The sequence below is a fragment of the Bacteroidales bacterium genome, assembly GCA_035353855.1.
Lineage (GTDB): Bacteria > Bacteroidota > Bacteroidia > Bacteroidales > CG2-30-32-10 > DAOQAK01.
In genome coordinates this window covers 66679-83970 of record DAOQAK010000007.1, presented here as the reverse complement: position 1 = coordinate 83970, position 17292 = coordinate 66679, and the positions used below count along the sequence as shown (strand labels likewise).

The window sequence follows — 17292 nt, the reverse complement described above, 5'->3', positions numbered from 1 at the left end:
TGGCTTGGTAAAATTGCTTGTTAAAACGTATAAAAAAATTAACGAACTATTGTTATAATATATTTTACACTTTCAGGGCAACTTAAAAAAATTACTTTAATTTTTCCTGCCAAACGAAATAATTTTTGAAAATATCTTTTGTGTCAACTTCATTTTCAAAAATTCCAAATACTGCCGAACCACTGCCAGTCATCGATGCATAAACTGCTCCGCAATTGTAAAGTTGGTTTTTTATTTCAAGAATTTTCGCAAACTCTTTTGCAATAGGCATTTCAAAATCGTTCACTAAAATATTTTTCCATTCATGAATATTTTTTTCTAAAATATTTTTTAAAGAATATTCAGATGGTTTTGGTTTTATTAATGAATAGGCTTTTGCTGTTGGGATATGTATTTCGGGCTTGACGATTACTAAATAATAATTTTTTAAACTTAAAGAAATTGGTTCCATTATCTCACCTTTTCCCGAAGCAAATACAGGAGTGTTCTTTATAAAAAAAGCGCAATCACTTCCAAGTTGTGATGCATAACTGATTAATTTTTCTTCCGAAATATTTAGTGAAAACATTTTATTCAAAAGGAAAAGCATGTATGCTGCATCTGACGAACCGCCGCCAAGTCCGGCTCCTGTTGGGATTGCTTTATGCAGGAAAATATTTACAGGCGGAATTGGAAAATCATTCGCAATAAGTTTATATGCTTTTAAACATAAATTATCATCAGTGTTTCCGTCAATATTAATTCCTGAAATATTAATTGAAACTTTTTTACTTTCAATTATTTCAAGAGCATCGCATAATCCTGTAGGATAGAAGATGGTTTCAATATTATGAAACCCATCGCTGCGCTTTTCAATAATATTGAGTCCGATATTTATTTTACAATTGGGAAAACAAATCATAGAAAAATTTCTTATCGTTCAAAGATAAATAAATCTGTATATCGGAAATTTTGAAAGCAAATATTTTTTGGTATTTTTGTGAATCAACCAAACTAAAAAATAAAAATTAAAGTCTTATATGGCGCTGATAAATTCAGTAATGTCGTGGCTGATAAAGAAAAGGATACATCAAATTGAGTTATTCCAGAAGTACCCTTATGATGTGCAGGCAGAATGGTTAAGAAAACTGCTTATGAGCGCTTCCGATACAGAGTATGGTAAAAAATATGATTTTTCAGGTATCAGTAATGCTGATCAATTTAGGCAGCGTTTACCTGTTATTGATTATGAAATCATTCATGAAGATATAATGCGTTTAAGGCGCGGCAAGCAAAATATTTTCTGGCCTACCGATATAAAGTGGTTTGCAAAATCATCGGGAACAACATGCGATAAAAGTAAATTTATCCCGGTAAGCGCTGAATCACTTGAGGAATGCCATTACAACGGCGGAAAAGATATGCTTTCCATATATTGCAATAATAATCCTGACACTTTATTATTTGATGGAAAAGCATTGTCGATGGGCGGAAGTCACCAGATTTCAGAGTATGATAGTGAAACGTATTATGGTGATGTTTCTGCAATAATTATCCAGAACCTGCCGTGGTGGGCTGAATTCAGGCGTACACCTAATTTATCTATTGCATTGATGAATGAATGGGAATCGAAAATTAATAAAATGACTGAGGTTACCATGCTTGAAGATGTTACCAATATTGCCGGAGTTCCTTCATGGACACTTGTTCTGTTGAAACGTATTTTAGAAAAAACAGGTAAGAGCAATATTCTTGAAGTATGGCCAAACCTTGAATTATTCATGCATGGAGGGGTAAGCTTTACTCCATATAAGGAACAATTTAAAATGCTCATTCCTTCTTCAAAAATGAATTATCTCGAAACATATAATGCATCGGAAGGCTTTTTTGGTATTCAGGACCGTAATCGTGCCGATGATATGTTGCTGATGCTCGATTATGGTATATATTATGAATTCATTCCTTCAGAAGATTTTGATTCTGATAATCCACATACCCTTTCGCTTGACGAGGTCGAACTTAATAAAAACTATGCGCTTGTAATTACTACCAATGCCGGTTTATGGCGTTATAAAATTGGCGATACAGTTACATTCACTTCGCTGAGCCCGCATCGTATAAAGATTACAGGAAGAACAAAAAATTTCATAAATGCTTTTGGCGAAGAACTGATAATAGATAATGCTGAAAAGGCAATGACAATTGCATGCGAAAAATCGAATGCATTGATTAAAGATTATACTGCCGGTCCGGTTTATTTTCAGAAAAATGAAAGTGCAGCACACGAATGGCTGATTGAATTTGAAATTCCGCCTAAAGACATCAGGTACTTTTCGGAAATACTTGATAATGCTTTGAAATCATTGAATTCTGATTATGAAGCCAAGCGATATCAAAATTTAATTTTACGAAGCCCGGTTGTAAGAGAGATTCCGCAGGGTACATTTTACAATTGGCTAAAATCGAAAGGCAAACTTGGCGGACAACATAAAGTTCCTCGATTATCAAACGACAGAAAATATATTGAAGAAATTTTATCAATGATAGCATGAGAAAAATTTTAATTATATTTTTTTTGATGATATTTGTTTCTTTCAGAATATCCGATTTTGTGCTGCTTACAACAATTCCGGGGAATTATTTTTTTATGACTACCGATAACCTGGGAAATGTTTATACAGTTCAAGGTTGCGAGTTTAAAAAATATTCGCCCGAAGGAATGTTATTGAAATCGTTCAGTGATAAATCTCATGGAAGTATTTTTTTTGCTGATGTTTCCGATCCTATGAAAATACTTTTGTTTTATCATGATTTCAGAAAAATTATTTTTCTAGATAACACATTAAGTCAAAATGGCGATGTTATTGAACTTGATAAACTTGAACTGATGCAACCGTTGCTTACATGCAGTTCTTACGAAAATGGATTTTGGGTTTTCGACCAGCAGGATTTTCAACTGATACGATTTGATAAGAATTTGCAACGCACAAATAATAGCGGAAATATTGTACAACTTACAGGTGTTGATATAAGACCAAATTATTTGATTGAAATAAATAATATGGTATATTTAAACAACCCGGAAACAGGAATTCTTGTTTTTGATAAATACGGAACCTATTCTAAAACCCTTCATTTTAAAAATCTTTCTTCGTTTCAGATAATAGATGATAATCTTGTTTATGCTACAGAATCGCAATTGATAGAATATAATTTCAAGACCTTTGCTCAGAAGTCATCCACGCTTCCCGAAAAAAATGCTTTGGATTGTGATTATTCCAATAATAAGATTTTTGTTCATGATTCATTAGGCGTTTCTATATATTCTGTAAAAAATTAAATTATTTATACTCGTTCTTATCAGGTTTGCAAAAGCAAAACTGTTTAGAACGAGTTATACCGTACAGAAAACAAAAAATATTTTTGCAAATCTCTTTTCTGTCGGTATAAATTTTACGTAAGCTTCATGTTGCCTGCTATTATTAGTATATGGCACTTAACATTTCGTTTCTGACAAAATATTTTAAAATTAATTCTTTCTTGTTTTCGGAAATTTGTTACTTTAGTCAGGTATTTTTTAAACAATTAATTTATGCATATAGCTATTGCAGGAAATATCGGTTCGGGCAAAACTACGCTCACCAGTCTTTTATCAAAACATTATGGATGGAAAGCTCATTATGAAGACGTAGATACTAATCCTTATCTGAATAATTTTTATGAAGACATGCAGCGCTGGTCGTTCAATTTGCAGATATATTTTCTGAATAGCCGTTTTCGCCAGGTTGTTGATATTCGTAAGAGCGGAAAAGATGTAATACAGGATCGTACGATATATGAAGATGCTTATATTTTTGCGCCAAACCTTCATTCCATGGGGCTAATGAGCACTCGCGATTTCGAAAATTATTCTTCTCTTTTCGAACTGATGGCTTCATTTTTACAATCGCCGGATTTGTTGATTTACCTAAGAGCAAGTGTTCCCACTTTGGTAAAACAAATTCAGAAACGCGGAAGAGATTATGAAAATTCTATTCGTCTCGATTACCTGAAACGCCTTAACGAACGTTATGAAGCATGGATTACTACTTATAATTCAGGGAAACTTTTAATAGTGGATGTTGATAATATTAATTTTACTGAAAACGCTGAAGACTTCGGAAGTGTTATCGATAAAGTGAATGCTAATATTCACGGACTTTTCTGAAATTAGTTTATTTCTGAAATGTTATGTATGCTTCAACTGTTAGGGGTTGCATATTTCTATTACAGCTAAAAATATACTCGTTCTTATCAGGTTTGCAAAAGCAAAACTGTTTTGAACGAGTTATACCGTACAGAAAACAAAAAATATTTTTGCAAAACTCTTTTCTGTCGGTATAAATACAACTTCAAACGCTCAGTATAATACCAATTCATTTTTTTAATATTTACATCTCCTATAATTTTTAACAGCTAACTGTTAGCAAAACATTTATATTTAATATTCACACTTATTCTTATTGATTAATTTTACGCATATACTTTTATTATGTTTAAAAAGATACTGCACATATTAAAAAACAAATATGTAATAGTTACATCGGCATTTTTTGTGTGGATACTTGTTTTTGATAAAAGTAATTTACTGTCCCAGATAGACCTTGCCAAAAAGCTACACAAGCTTCAGGAAGAAAAAATATATTATAAGCAGGAAATAAAAAAAGATAGCGTTGAAATACTGGAATTGCTTAACAATCCCGAAAGCCTTGAAAAATTTGCCCGTGAACGTTACCTGATGAAACGCGACAGCGAAGATATTTTTCTGATAGTACATAATGATACTTTACCTAAAGCAGAAAAATAAATTTTTGTTAAAAATACATTTCCTGTAATACTTTATTTACTTTCTTTTTTATATTTACACTTTCTAAAACTTATAATTATGAAAAATATATTTTATTCCTTAATCATTGTTTTATCAGCAATGTTGGCTTCCTGCGGTGGCAGTGATGGAGACAAAAATAAATCAAAGGATGATTCAATAAATAATGATTCTATTATTGGAATATGGAATGAAGTGGGAAAAAGCGCATCCCTGAAGATTGAAAAAGCGGGAGAGTTGTTCACTATAACGTCAAGCAATGGGTTGAAATATGCATATAAACTTAATGGGCAGGTATTAACTTCTGTAGATGGCACAGGGCCTATATATTCAATCATTGGATGTAATGAACTATTAAAAGGTTCAACAAAATATACAAAAAACGGAAGTGATAATTTTGCTGTTAGTTCAGAGCAAACATCTGCTGAAAATACGAAATCAACTTCTTCAAAAACCACCATCTCTTCAACGGAAACTTCGCCTTCTAAATCTTCTAAGTCGGCTTCCAATGCTAATACTTCAACAAATACCACTACCACAACTAAAACTTCGAATGCAAACGAACTGACAATAGTATCGGATAATATGATAAACATCCGTCAATCGCCAAGAGCAAGCTCAACAATAATTAAAGGAGTTTCAAATGGCGAGACTTTCAAGATTCTTGAAAAAGGAAAGCAGCTGGTTACTGTTTCAGGGAAAACGGATTATTGGTATAAAATAAAAGTTGGAGGAGATGTTGGTTGGGTATTTGGTTCATTTACTTCGTTGAAGCAACAGTAGAATATTCGAACAATTAAACTGTTTAACAATTAAGCCATTGCTTTTGTTACATCGGGTCAACATCAATTACAATTTTTACTCCTTTGAAATCATTATCGTTTTTGAAATTTTCAATTTGAGCTCGCAATGCTGATTTAGCTTGTGAAATCGAATAATCTTTTTCAATTTTTATCAGGATATTTTTTAAATATTCATTCCTGATTTTTGAAACCGAAGGATATTCCGGGCCAAGAATTCTGCTGCCAAAAACTTTTCGTAAATTCTTTGCAAACGCACTTGCCGATTTGTTAAGCTTTTCGGCATCTTTATGCTTCAATGTAAGTTGTATCAGTTTACAAACGGGAGGATATTTAAAGGTGGCGCGTTCTGTAATCTGGCTTTCGTACATGGCTGTATAGTTATTTTCAACAACATAACGAATTACAGAATGATAAGGATTGTATGTTTGAATAATTACTTTTCCTCGTTTATTTTTTCTTCCGGCACGTCCGCTAACCTGCGCCATCATTTGATAGCTGCGTTCAAAGGAACGGAAGTCGGGAAAACTTATCATGTTGTCGGCGTTCATTATTCCTACTACACTTACATTTTCAAAATCCAGACCTTTGGTTACCATTTGTGTTCCCACAAGAATATCAATTTTCCGATCTTCGAAATCGTTGATGATTTGCTGATGACTATATTTGCTGCGAGTTGTATCTAAATCCATACGAACAACTTTTGCACCGGGGAAAAAAATTGGTAGCTCTTCTTCAATTTTTTCAGTGCCAAAACCTTTCATTAAAACTTTATTGTTGTTGCAGGCAGGGCAATGGTCGGGAACGTTTTCGGTATATCCGCAATAATGACAAACAAGCTGGTCGGATTTTTTATGATAAGTGAGCGTAACATCACAATTTTTGCATTCGGGCATCCAGTGGCAGATGTCGCATTCAAGACGGATTGAAAATCCTCGCCGGTTCTGAAACAATATGACCTGTTCTTTATTCTTCAATGCTTCTTCAATATGCTCGAGCAGAAAAGGAGTGAAGTGCGATTTCATTCTTCTGCGCCTGCTTTCTTCTTTTACATCGGCAACAAATATTTCCGGAAGCATCACATCACCAAAGCGTTTATTAATTTCAACCAACTGATATTTATTGTGAATTGCATTAAAATAACTTTCAACAGAAGGTGTAGCTGAACCAAGTATTGTTTTTGCCCCATGCATTTTTGCCAGGTAAATTGCCGAATCGCGCGCGTTATAACGTGGAGCTGGTTCATATTGCTTGTATGATGTATCATGCTCTTCATCAACTATTACTAACCCGAGATTGCTGTATGGCAGTAATGATGAGCTTCTTGCGCCAAGAACGATTTGATATGTTTCTTCATTATTTGTTATATTCGACGAATTCAAAAGCACTTTATTCCAAATTTCAACACGTTCACTTTCGTTGAATTTACTGTGATATACTCCAACTTTTTTCCCGAAAGCTTTTCGTAAACGATTAATGATTTGTGTTGTGAGCGCAATTTCAGGAAGAAGATACAACACCTGTTTGCCTTTGTTAACGGCTTCTTCAATAAGTTTAATATATATCTCGGTTTTCCCGCTTGACGTAATGCCATGCAATAAAACAATATCTTTTTTTGTGAATCCTTCGATTACCTCATTATAAGCATTTTCCTGGACTTCATTCAAAATAACCGTTGAGCCGTTGGATTCATCAGCTTCTTCCAGTCGCGATATTTCATGAGTGTATTGTTCGCAGATTCCTTTTTTGATTAATGCATTCAGTTGTGCAGATGATGTATTCAGTGTTTTCAGCATTTCTGATCTGATAATACGTAAAGGTTTATCGTTTGCTTTTAACCTTTTACTGTATAGATACATCAGTATTTCCAATTGTTTTGGCGCTTTCTTTTCGAGTTTATCGAAGACGTCCTTCAGTTTTATATCATCAAGATAACTTTCGCTGATTTTTACGAAAGTCTCGGTTTTTGGCTTGTAACGGCTTACCAGTTCTTCTTCGGGAATGATAACATTTTTCTCGATCAGAGTTTTTATAAGAGGAATAATTTTTTTCTGGTCAGCTATTTTTGTAACGTCGGTGATAGTAAGAGCTTTTTGTTTGCTTAGCGCTTCAGCTATCAATAATTCTTTTTCGGTAAGCAAAGAAATATCTCCATCGAATGACGGGTTTAAAATTATTTTGGTTTCACTTTCCAATTTCAGTGCTGAAGGTAAAGCCGCTTTCATAACTTCGCCGGGAGTACACATGTAGTACGATGAAATCCATTCCCAAAATTGCATTTGCTTTTCTGTTACCAATGCATCGTTTTCAAGAATTGATAAAATATATTTTATATCATTTACTTTGGGGGTTTCGCTATGTACTTTTCGAACAATGGCGGTATAAATTTTCTTTTTGCCAAATTGAACAACTACTCGCATGCCCGGTTGAACAACATCATTCATTTCATAAGGAACACGATAAGTGTAGTATCCCGGAAGTGAAAGCGGGAGTATTACATCAGCAAAATTTGTAACGCGTTCCATTTTTATTTTTTTTAATATTGTGTTAATTTAATTTTGAAATGACGGTCATCCTGAGTTCATCGAAGGATGACCCTCTTACAGAATGTTCACATTTCGATATACGCATTATGACATTCTGTAATACCATATCAGACTTAACTTAACAATAGGTTTTATTTAAATTTATCATTAATCATTAAAATGTTTCGCTGTTATTTATAGTCATTCTCCGCTGCGGCGGAGTCATTCATTGCTAAATATTTTCAATAAACTTATCCCTTATCAACTTGTATACTTTTCAACTTGTTTTTAAAATTCTGACTTCTTGCTTCTGCATTCTGACTTAGTTTTTAAAACTAGTAGGTTGTCCGGTAGCTTCCATAACATTCCACCAAAGTTCACTTTCCAAATTAATTTTTTTCCTTTTACCTATTGTAGTTTCAATTGGAAGATAAGTAAACTGGTTAGACCAGATACCTGCTACAAAGCCTGTTTTTCCTGCCATAGCGCCATGTACTGCATTTTGTGCCAGCTGTCCGCAAAATTTGCTGTCGTCGGCAACGGCTGGTGCACTGCGGATGATATAACTGGGGTCGATATATTTCAATGAAACGGGCATTTCAATATTTTTAAAATATTCAAAAATTCTATCTTTAAGAAAAATACCAATATCATTGAGTTTTACATTTCCAGAAGCATCTTTCTGCAGGGTTTCATTATTGAAGAAATGTTGTCCTGCACCTTCAGCCACTACTATTAAAGCATGATGTTTGTTTTCTATTCTTTTTTTTAGAATGTTTAAAAATCCTTTTTCTCCGTCGAGTTCAAATTCGCCCATTTCAGGAACAAGAACAAAATTAACTTCCTGCATGGATAAAGTGGCGTGAGCAGCAATAAAGCCGGAATCGCGCCCCATTAGTTTTATAATCACAATGCCATTATAAAATCCTTTAGCTTCATTATGTGCATTGCTAATAATTTCATGTGCTTTGGAAAAGGCTGTTTCAAAACCAAAAGATTTTTCAATAAAATTTATATCATTGTCTATGGTTTTTGGAATTCCCGCAACAGATATTTTAAGATTACGTTTTTTTATTTCTTCCTGAATTTCATGAGCGCCGCGTAAAGTACCATCACCACCGATACAAAAAAGAATATTTATATTATTCCGTTCAAGGGTATTCACCATTTCGCCCACATCCTGGTTGCCTCGTGAAGAACCAAGAATAGAGCCGCCCTGCAATTGTATGTCGTCAACAACTTCAGGATTTAATTCCATGTATGGATGATTGTATTTGGGTATTAATCCTTCATAGCCATATTGAAACCCGATAATTTTGGTAACGTTATAACGGTAAAATAATTCCATTACAATGCTGCGGATTACATTATTCTGCCCGGGACATAAACCGCCACATGTTACAATAGCTGCTTTGGTTTTGGCAGGTTCAAAATAGATCATTTCACGTGGACCTGCTTTTTCGAATGATAAAGGAATGGTTCCGTTCTTCTGGTATTCCAGGAAACAATTAAAGGATTTTTCATATAGGATCCTTTCATCATTTCGTACATAATTATAAATTCCGTCACCATGTTCATACCCCAGTTGAATAGGTGATTTTACGCAGCATTTGCCAAGTACAGGAACATTAAAATTTATATTCATTAAAAAATATTTTATTTATTTCGTACCTAAAGGCACTTATTGTTTAATGTTGTTTTTTATTACCAATATTATGTCCCTACGGGACAAATTAAAATTCTACATTCTTAATTCTATCTTCTGAATTCATATTTCTGAATTCTCTTTTCTTTTTTTACTTCCTTCGTAAAGATTGAATTTTACAAAACGACATTCAAGCGGTCCGTTGAAAACTTTATATTTTGCAGAAGGTTTCAATCCTATATGTTTCAGTGCATCCATATCGGAGCTGATAAGCCATGCTTCAAAACCTGAAAAACGTTGTTTCATTATATCACCAATAGTTTTATAAAAAGCAACTATATCATCTTTCTGTATACGTTCACCGTAAGGCGGATTAAACAAAAGTGTTCCGGGCCTTACAGGAGGTACAAGTTTTTCAAAAGGTGTTCTTTCTAATTTTATATTTTCCTGTAAACCTGTACCGACAGCATTTTGCGCAGCTCCTTCAAGAGCTCTTTGTGAAATATCATAACCAAATAATTTCACATTGCTTTTTGATGATTGTCTTTTAGCATCAGTGAAAATTTCTTTCCATAAATCGGTGTTGAAATTTTTCCAGTTCATGAAACCGAAATTATTTCTGAAAATTCCGGGAGCTTTGTTTTCGGCTATTAGCGCAGCTTCTGTAAGTATGGTTCCCGAACCGCACATCGGGTCGACAAGTGTTGTTTTTTTATCCCATCCCGAAAGCAGTATTAGCCCGGCTGCAAGGACTTCACTTAAAGGAGCCTGTCCCGAAATTTTTCGGTAACCGCGTTTATGCAACGACTCGCCGGATGTATCCAACGAAACATTACAATTATTTTGTGTAATATGAACATTTATCCGCAAATCAGGATTTTCAATGCTTACAGAAGGACGTTTACCGAATTTTTTCCGGAAACGGTCAACCACTGCATCTTTAACTTTCTGTGCAACAAACTGCGAATTATTAAAAACACTGTTGCTTATGAAAGCATCAACAGCCAGTGTTTGCTCAACATTGATGATGCTTTCCCAAGGATAGTCGGAAATGCAATTATATAAATCGTCGTTTGAATTTACGCGGAAAGTGCTTACGGGTTCAAGAATTCGCAATGCTGTTCGTAACCAAAGGTTAGCAGTGTACATTAATTTTGTATCACCCGAAAAAGATACAGCACGATTAATAACTTTTACCTCTGAAGCGCCAAGTGCATTAAGTTCAGCAGCGAGAACATTTTCCAGCCCGGAAATTGTTTTGGCAATATATGATTGTGAGTTTGTTTCCAATAGAAATACATTTGTACAAATGTAAAATAAAAATCAGGTATTTCTTTAGTAAATGAGAATTTGATTAGAAGAAAAAATGTTTCAGCTATTTAATTTCTCCATAAATTTTTTCGCTTCAACAATGTATCGGGTATGAGTGGCAGTGCCTATTTCGCCTTTTTCGTCCCATGCTTTAATTTCAAACATCAGCTTTTTGCCGTCAACAGCGGTGAGCTGGCTTTCGCAAAAAACTTTCATACCAACAGGTGTAGCTTTTAAATGTTTTACATTTATTTCAATACCTAGTGTTATATAGCCTTCGGGAAGAAAAGGCTGAACACCTGTTTGTGCGGTACCTTCCATAAAGCCCACCATTGCAGGTGTTGCAAAGACTTCTATCAGTCCGGAACCATAACGTGCAGCAGTATCTTTTTCCTGCACTGTCATTTCAAGTTTATTTTTATTTCCTACAGGTATATTGAATTCCATAATTAAATTTTTTTATCTTAATATTATCCTTTACTCCATTACAACTTGTAGAGAGGGTAAGGGGATTGGGTTTAATTTGAACAAAAATAAAAAAACCTTCTGAACTTCAGAAGGTTTTTAGTTATATAATAGTTTGATTAATCTTTCTTTGGAGTTTCTGATTTAGTTTCTTTTGTTTTAGAAACATTTTTTGCACAGCATGCTTTTGTAGTATGAGAAGTTGATAATTTTGGACTAGCTGCATTTCCACTGGTAGTGCTGGTTTTTTCGTTGGTATTCGATGTAGAAGCACATTTCTTTTCGCAACTTGTACCGGTTTTGTGTTCAGCACATGGTGTTGTTCCTTTATTACAACCAAAAGTTGATTTTTTACAACACGGAGCTGTAGTAGTAGTACCGGTGGCAGTTTTACTGTTATCTTTGGTAGTAACAGTAGTTGACTTAGTTTCTGTTGATCCCGATTGTGCTTTTACACTTATTGTTGAAGCAAGAAATAAGAAAGATGTAAAAGCAATTGTTAATACAAAAAGTTTTTTCATAAAAATGTATTTTAAATGTATAATTATTTTTAATTTTTTTTGATGAAACAAATGTAATAAATTTTTTAATAAAGTATAGCTTAAAAAGCTGTTAAATTCTGTTAATGAGATGTTAATTAATTTTTTAAAGCATTAAAAAAAGAGTATTTTTGAAAATAATAAAAAATTTTTTGAAAAAACATTCCATTATATTAATTGTTATAATTACAAGTATTTCGCTTGCCGGAATTGTTGCTATGCAATTGTTCTGGGTGAAGAATGCATGGAGAATGCAGGAACAACAGCTCGATCATCGTGTAAGCATTGCGATGAAAAGTGTAATAAATCAATTGGTTTCAGAAAAAGGCGATACAACTAAATCAGATGCTTTATGTAATCCGGGCTGCGGATACAGCAATGATATTATTTTTCTGATTGAACCTCAAAGGCTGGATTCTGTTATAAAAGAAGAGTTTGAAAATTTACATATCTGTCATCATTTTAAATATGGTATTTATAAAAAACCGGAAAATGTTTTTTTAATGGGAGATTATAAAAATTATGAAAATGAAATTATATCATCTTCACATTACACAACTTTATCATGTTTAGTGAAACAGAATTGTTATATGCTGGGTATTTTTATTCCTGGTGAAGAAGAACATATTTTTCATAACATGTTATGGTGGCTGGTATTATCTGTTGTATTTCTGTTGATAGTGATTATAAGCTTTTCATATGTGATAATAAATTTATTGCGACAGAAAAAATTATCGGAAATGAAAACGGATTTTGTAAATAACATGACACATGAATTTAAAACCCCAATTGCTACAATTTCACTCGCAAGCGAAATGTTACTGAAACCCGGTGTTAATGAATCACCTGAAAAAACAATGAAATATGCTAATGTGATTTATGATGAGAATAGCAGGCTAAAGAACCAGGTTGAGCAGGTGCTTCAGATTGCTGTTCTTGATAAAGGGGTATTAAAATTAAAGAAAAGAGAGATTGATATTCATGAAATTATCGGGGAAGCTGTTGAAAGCATTGACATTATTGTTAAGCAAAGAAACGGTGAAATTAAATTATCACTCGATGCTACCCATTTTAAAATTAATGCCGATCCTGTTCATTTTTTAAATATTATTATAAATTTACTCGATAATGCAAATAAGTTTTCCCAGGAAACCCCTGAAATAACTGTAAAAACATGGAATGTAAATAATGGAATTAAAATATCAGTTGAGGATAAAGGGATTGGAATTAGCAGCGAGAATCAGAAACATATTTTTAAAAAATTTTATAGGGTACATACCGGAAATATTCATGATGTAAAAGGTTTCGGACTGGGTTTATATTATGTCAAAACCATAGTAGACGCTCACAGTGGGAGAATTGATATTCACAGCGAGCAAAAAAAATATACACGTTTCGAATTATTTTTTCCATTCAGTTAAAACGTAAAAGAAATGAAAAAAGATAAAATTAAAATTCTTCTTGTTGAAGATGATCCTAACCTAAATCTTGTTTTACAGGATTTTCTTGAAATGCTAGGATATGACGTTGTTACTTGCAGTAATGGAGAAGAAGGATTGTCGGCATTTCGCAAAGGAGGCTTTGATTTATGCATTTTTGATGTGATGATGCCTCGCAAAGATGGGTTCTCCCTGGCTGTTGATGTTCGCAAATCGGATACACAGGTTCCAATTATTTTTCTTACAGCAAAATCTTTTAAAGAAGATCGTATTAAAGGTTTCCAGATAGGTTGTGATGATTATATTACCAAGCCATTCAGTACAGAAGAACTTAGTTATAGAATCAAAGCTATTTTAAAACGTACTTCTATTGAAAAACAGGAAAAAACAAATTCTTCTGAAACCGTTTTTAAGTTAGGTGTTTTTACTTTTGATAGTATCAATATGTTATTATTGTCGGATAACAGCGAACAACACCTTACACGTAAAGAATCGGAACTTTTAAAAGTACTTTGTCAAAATAGAAATCAATTGCTTACCCGCGAAGTAGCATTGAAAACAGTATGGGGCGATGATGACTATTTTATCGGGCGCAGCATGGATGTGTTCATCACAAAACTTCGGAAATATCTCAAAGATGACCCTAGTGTATCAATAATCAATGTTCATGGAACAGGATTTAAACTGGTTGTTGAGTAATCTTTTTATTTTTTTATCGTAATAATCTTTTCATAATAATCGGAAACATTATCTTTGTCGATAAACAAATAAAATATTTATTAATGACTAAATTAAATTCACGCAAAGATTATGTAATTTCCATTTTTATAATAGGAATTTTATATTTCGTTTTTGGTTTTATAACTTGGCTGAATAGCACATTAATTCCTTTTCTTAAAACATCCTGCGAACTTAATAATACCCAGGCGTATTTTGTTACATTGGCTTTTTATATTTCATATTTTGTAATGGCATTGCCATCATCATGGGTGTTAAAAAAAACAGGGTTTAAAGGAGGAATGTCATTTGGACTTATAATTATGGCTATTGGTTCATTGATGTTTATTCCTGCTGCAATTACACGGACATATGGTTTATTTATTTCCGGGTTATTTATCCAGGGAACCGGGTTATGCATTCTTCAAACAGCGGTTAATCCTTACGTAACCATTCTTGGTCCTATTGAAAGTGCTGCAAAAAGAATAAGCATCATGGGAATATGTAATAAAATTGCAGGTTTTATGGGCCCACTTGTTCTTAGCGCTATTGTATTAAAAAACTTTGAAGCGATAGAAACCCAGCTTAATTTAACAGTAATACCAACTGAAAAAGAAATCCTTCTTAGTAACTTAGCAGAACGGGTTATTTTTCCTTATATAATAATTGCAGCTTTACTTTTAATTCTTGCTTTTTTCATTAAATTATCACCTATACCTGATATTGATATCAGTGCCGAAAATGGTAATAACGATGCTCAAGAAGAGAAAACAAGTATATTAAATTTCCCTCATTTGCTTCTTGGATTCGTTGCAATATTTTTATATGTTGGAGCGGAAGTTATTTCAATTGATACAATTACACTTTACGGAAAATCACAAGGTGTTTTAATGGACAATGCAAGACTGTATCCGTTAATGCCATTATTCGGTATGGTGATTGGATATATCCTGGGAATAATTTTAATTCCTAAATATATTAATCAAGGTAAAGCTTTAGGAATATCTGCAATATTAGCTTTGATTTTTTCTTTACTAGCTGTTTATACAAACGGGTTTACATCGGTTTTATTTATTGCTGCTTTAGGTTTCGCTAATGCAATAATGTGGCCGGCTATATGGCCGCTTGCAATAAACGGATTGGGTAAATTCACCAAATCCGGTTCGGCAATTCTGATCATGGGTATTGCTGGTGGAGCAACAATCCCATTGCTATACGGAAGGCTGGTTGATATCAGTTCTATTGGTTCACAACAGGCTTATTTAATTTTATTACCTTGCTACTTATTTATTTTGTATTATGCTTACAAAGGTCATAAAGTAGGGCTTAATAAAAAGAATGTAAACTTTATGGCAAATTAAAAAAGAATAAAAAAACAATAATAAACTTATACTTTTTTGCTTATTAACTGATAACTAATAAAATGTCACTGTTTGTTTTCATAGCATTATTTTTCCCGGTTGTTTTAAGCGGAATCTCTGTATTTTTTTTTAAAACTGGTGAAAAAACTTTAAAGTTGATTCTTGCATTTGGTGGGGCTTTCCTGTTAACCCTAACCTTTACTGAACTTATTCCCGAAATTTATTCTTCCGAATCACAGCAGATAGGATTATTTATCATGCTGGGATTTTTTATCCAGTTATTGCTCGATTTTCTTACCAAAGGTGTGGAGCATGGTCATCATAGTCATCATGAAAAACTTAACGAACCTTGTCGTAAAAAAAATGAACATGTTAGTTTTTTAGCAATCATGATTGGTATTTGCATTCATTCATTTCTTGAAGGAATGCCTTTAACAAGTAATTTTCAAAATACCGAAATTAAAAATACACTATTATCAGGAATCATTATTCATAATATTCCTATGTCTATTGTGCTTGTGAGTTTGCTTTTACATACGGGTCTTAAAAAAAGTACAGCTGTAATTTTATTGATGATTTTTGCATTATCAGCTCCTATGGGTACACTTACAAGTTTTTATTTAGGTGAAAGCTTTGCCGAAAACATGTCGCATTTTTTTAATATCATACTTGCAATTGTTGTTGGGATTTTTCTTCACATTTCAACTACCATATTATTTGAATCAGAAGAACAACACGGATTTAATTTATATAAATTTATTGCCATTATTATTGGTGCAGGAATTTCATTGCTAAGTTTGTGTTAAAAGTTTTTAATAAAATTCTTTTTACATAAAGTTTAATTTTAGTGTAATTTTATTTTGTAAAATTTATAAATCATAAATCTAATCCGCCGTGGCGGACTCAAATCTCAAATCTTATGTCAGTATTAATAGGTAAAAAAGCCCCAATATTTCATGCAGAAGCAGTAATAAACGGTGGCGAGTTCGTTGAGAATTTTTCTCTCGAACAATTTATAGGAAAGAAACATGTAGTGTTTTTCTTTTATCCGCTCGATTTTACTTTTGTGTGCCCTACTGAAATCATTGCTTTCCAGGATGCAATTGCAGAATTTGAAAAGCGGAATGTTGCAGTTATAGGTTGTTCAATAGATTCCAAGTTTTCGCATTGGGCATGGCTGAATACCGAAAGGAAAGATGGTGGAATTAAAGGCGTGAAGTTTCCATTGGTATCCGACTTAACAAAAACTATTTCACAAAACTATGATGTTCTTGCCGGACAATATGATTTCAATGAAAATGCAGAGGCCGTATTTAATGGTGCTCCTGTTGCTTATCGCGGATTATTTTTAATTGACAAGCAGGGGATCGTTCGGCACCAGGTTGTGAACGACCTTCCTTTAGGGCGTAGCGTTGACGAAGCATTGCGTATGGTTGATGCGTTACAATTTTTTGAAGAGAACGGAGAGGTTTGTCCAGCTAACTGGCATAAAGGAGACAAAGCCATGAAAGCTACTCACGAAGGTGTTTCGGAGTATTTGGCAAGGAAATAATTTAGCTTATAATTCAAAGTTTCAATACCAAATCTTCGGATTAGGTATTTGTGATTGAGATATAAAGCCTCAAATGAATGGAATTTTGAGGCTTT

Annotated in this window: 16 protein-coding genes; 10 read left to right on the top strand and 6 right to left on the bottom strand. The window is 33.4% G+C overall.

What is annotated here, in order from left to right:
• Positions 1-91 precede the first annotated feature (91 nt).
• The gene (ispE, locus tag PKK00_03040; GenBank protein HNW97372.1) at positions 92-901 is read right to left on the bottom strand and encodes a 4-(cytidine 5'-diphospho)-2-C-methyl-D-erythritol kinase; all 810 of its coding nucleotides are present in this window, start codon (positions 899-901) and stop codon (positions 92-94) included.
• Positions 902-1019: 118 nt separating this feature from the next.
• Between ispE and PKK00_03035 the strand changes: the two genes are divergently transcribed.
• The 5 genes from PKK00_03035 (at position 1020) to PKK00_03015 (ending at position 5626) form a co-directional block, all read left to right on the top strand.
• Positions 1020-2531 carry a GH3 auxin-responsive promoter family protein gene (locus tag PKK00_03035; protein HNW97371.1) on the top strand — a complete coding sequence of 504 codons (1512 nt, stop codon included), beginning with the start codon at positions 1020-1022 and terminating at the stop codon, positions 2529-2531.
• Complete coding sequence (locus tag PKK00_03030) at positions 2528-3319, top strand: hypothetical protein (protein ID HNW97370.1); 792 nt, start codon at positions 2528-2530, stop codon at positions 3317-3319. The genes PKK00_03035 and PKK00_03030 overlap by 4 nt, the downstream gene beginning before the upstream one ends.
• A gap of 252 nt (positions 3320-3571) precedes the next feature.
• Positions 3572-4186, top strand: coding sequence for a deoxynucleoside kinase (locus PKK00_03025; GenBank protein ID HNW97369.1), 615 nt, complete (start codon positions 3572-3574; stop codon positions 4184-4186).
• A gap of 324 nt (positions 4187-4510) precedes the next feature.
• Positions 4511-4825 (top strand): septum formation initiator family protein, encoded by a 315-nt coding sequence (locus PKK00_03020; GenBank protein ID HNW97368.1) that lies wholly within the window; start codon positions 4511-4513, stop codon positions 4823-4825.
• Positions 4826-4903: 78 nt separating this feature from the next.
• Entirely contained in the window at positions 4904-5626 is a 723-nt protein-coding gene (locus PKK00_03015) for an SH3 domain-containing protein (GenBank protein HNW97367.1), read from the top strand.
• Positions 5627-5672: 46 nt separating this feature from the next.
• On the opposite strand, the gene priA is transcribed toward PKK00_03015, so the two are convergent.
• From priA to PKK00_02990, 5 genes are all read right to left on the bottom strand, one after another.
• Positions 5673-8168 carry a primosomal protein N' gene (priA, locus tag PKK00_03010; GenBank protein ID HNW97366.1) on the bottom strand — a complete coding sequence of 832 codons (2496 nt, stop codon included), beginning with the start codon at positions 8166-8168 and terminating at the stop codon, positions 5673-5675.
• Positions 8169-8490: 322 nt separating this feature from the next.
• On the bottom strand, positions 8491-9813 hold the full coding sequence (locus PKK00_03005; GenBank protein ID HNW97365.1) for an ATP-dependent 6-phosphofructokinase: 1323 nt from the start codon (positions 9811-9813) through the stop codon (positions 8491-8493).
• Positions 9814-9936: 123 nt separating this feature from the next.
• Positions 9937-11103, bottom strand: coding sequence for a THUMP domain-containing protein (locus PKK00_03000; protein ID HNW97364.1), 1167 nt, complete (start codon positions 11101-11103; stop codon positions 9937-9939).
• Between the two features lie 81 nt (positions 11104-11184).
• The gene (locus PKK00_02995; protein ID HNW97363.1) at positions 11185-11571 is read right to left on the bottom strand and encodes a thioesterase family protein; all 387 of its coding nucleotides are present in this window, start codon (positions 11569-11571) and stop codon (positions 11185-11187) included.
• 137 nt (positions 11572-11708) lie between these two features.
• A complete protein-coding gene (locus tag PKK00_02990; GenBank protein HNW97362.1) occupies positions 11709-12110 on the bottom strand; it encodes a hypothetical protein in 402 nt (133 codons plus the stop codon).
• Between the two features lie 149 nt (positions 12111-12259).
• Between PKK00_02990 and PKK00_02985 the strand changes: the two genes are divergently transcribed.
• The 5 genes from PKK00_02985 to PKK00_02965 all read left to right on the top strand — a co-directional run bounded on the left by PKK00_02985 (position 12260) and on the right by PKK00_02965 (position 17197).
• The gene (locus tag PKK00_02985) at positions 12260-13549 is read left to right on the top strand and encodes a HAMP domain-containing sensor histidine kinase (GenBank protein ID HNW97361.1); all 1290 of its coding nucleotides are present in this window, start codon (positions 12260-12262) and stop codon (positions 13547-13549) included.
• 12 nt (positions 13550-13561) lie between these two features.
• Positions 13562-14266 carry a response regulator transcription factor gene (locus tag PKK00_02980; protein HNW97360.1) on the top strand — a complete coding sequence of 235 codons (705 nt, stop codon included), beginning with the start codon at positions 13562-13564 and terminating at the stop codon, positions 14264-14266.
• Positions 14267-14349: 83 nt separating this feature from the next.
• Entirely contained in the window at positions 14350-15645 is a 1296-nt protein-coding gene (locus tag PKK00_02975) for a sugar MFS transporter (protein HNW97359.1), read from the top strand.
• Between the two features lie 62 nt (positions 15646-15707).
• On the top strand, positions 15708-16451 hold the full coding sequence (locus tag PKK00_02970) for a ZIP family metal transporter (protein HNW97358.1): 744 nt from the start codon (positions 15708-15710) through the stop codon (positions 16449-16451).
• 113 nt (positions 16452-16564) lie between these two features.
• Positions 16565-17197 carry a peroxiredoxin gene (locus PKK00_02965; protein ID HNW97357.1) on the top strand — a complete coding sequence of 211 codons (633 nt, stop codon included), beginning with the start codon at positions 16565-16567 and terminating at the stop codon, positions 17195-17197.
• The last annotated feature ends 95 nt before the right edge of the window (positions 17198-17292 follow it).

Coding starts and splice junctions, on each gene's coding strand:
- PKK00_03030 (HNW97370.1), top strand. CDS start 2,528: ATGAGAAAAATTTTAATTATATTTTTTTTGATGATATTTGTTTCTTTC.
- PKK00_03005 (HNW97365.1), bottom strand. CDS start 9,813: ATGAATATAAATTTTAATGTTCCTGTACTTGGCAAATGCTGCGTAAAA.
- PKK00_02975 (HNW97359.1), top strand. CDS start 14,350: ATGACTAAATTAAATTCACGCAAAGATTATGTAATTTCCATTTTTATA.
- PKK00_03035 (HNW97371.1), top strand. CDS start 1,020: ATGGCGCTGATAAATTCAGTAATGTCGTGGCTGATAAAGAAAAGGATA.
- PKK00_02970 (HNW97358.1), top strand. CDS start 15,708: ATGTCACTGTTTGTTTTCATAGCATTATTTTTCCCGGTTGTTTTAAGC.
- PKK00_03020 (HNW97368.1), top strand. CDS start 4,511: ATGTTTAAAAAGATACTGCACATATTAAAAAACAAATATGTAATAGTT.
- PKK00_03015 (HNW97367.1), top strand. CDS start 4,904: ATGAAAAATATATTTTATTCCTTAATCATTGTTTTATCAGCAATGTTG.
- ispE (HNW97372.1), bottom strand. CDS start 901: ATGATTTGTTTTCCCAATTGTAAAATAAATATCGGACTCAATATTATT.
- PKK00_03025 (HNW97369.1), top strand. CDS start 3,572: ATGCATATAGCTATTGCAGGAAATATCGGTTCGGGCAAAACTACGCTC.
- PKK00_02995 (HNW97363.1), bottom strand. CDS start 11,571: ATGGAATTCAATATACCTGTAGGAAATAAAAATAAACTTGAAATGACA.
- PKK00_02990 (HNW97362.1), bottom strand. CDS start 12,110: ATGAAAAAACTTTTTGTATTAACAATTGCTTTTACATCTTTCTTATTT.
- PKK00_02965 (HNW97357.1), top strand. CDS start 16,565: ATGTCAGTATTAATAGGTAAAAAAGCCCCAATATTTCATGCAGAAGCA.
- PKK00_02980 (HNW97360.1), top strand. CDS start 13,562: ATGAAAAAAGATAAAATTAAAATTCTTCTTGTTGAAGATGATCCTAAC.
- priA (HNW97366.1), bottom strand. CDS start 8,168: ATGGAACGCGTTACAAATTTTGCTGATGTAATACTCCCGCTTTCACTT.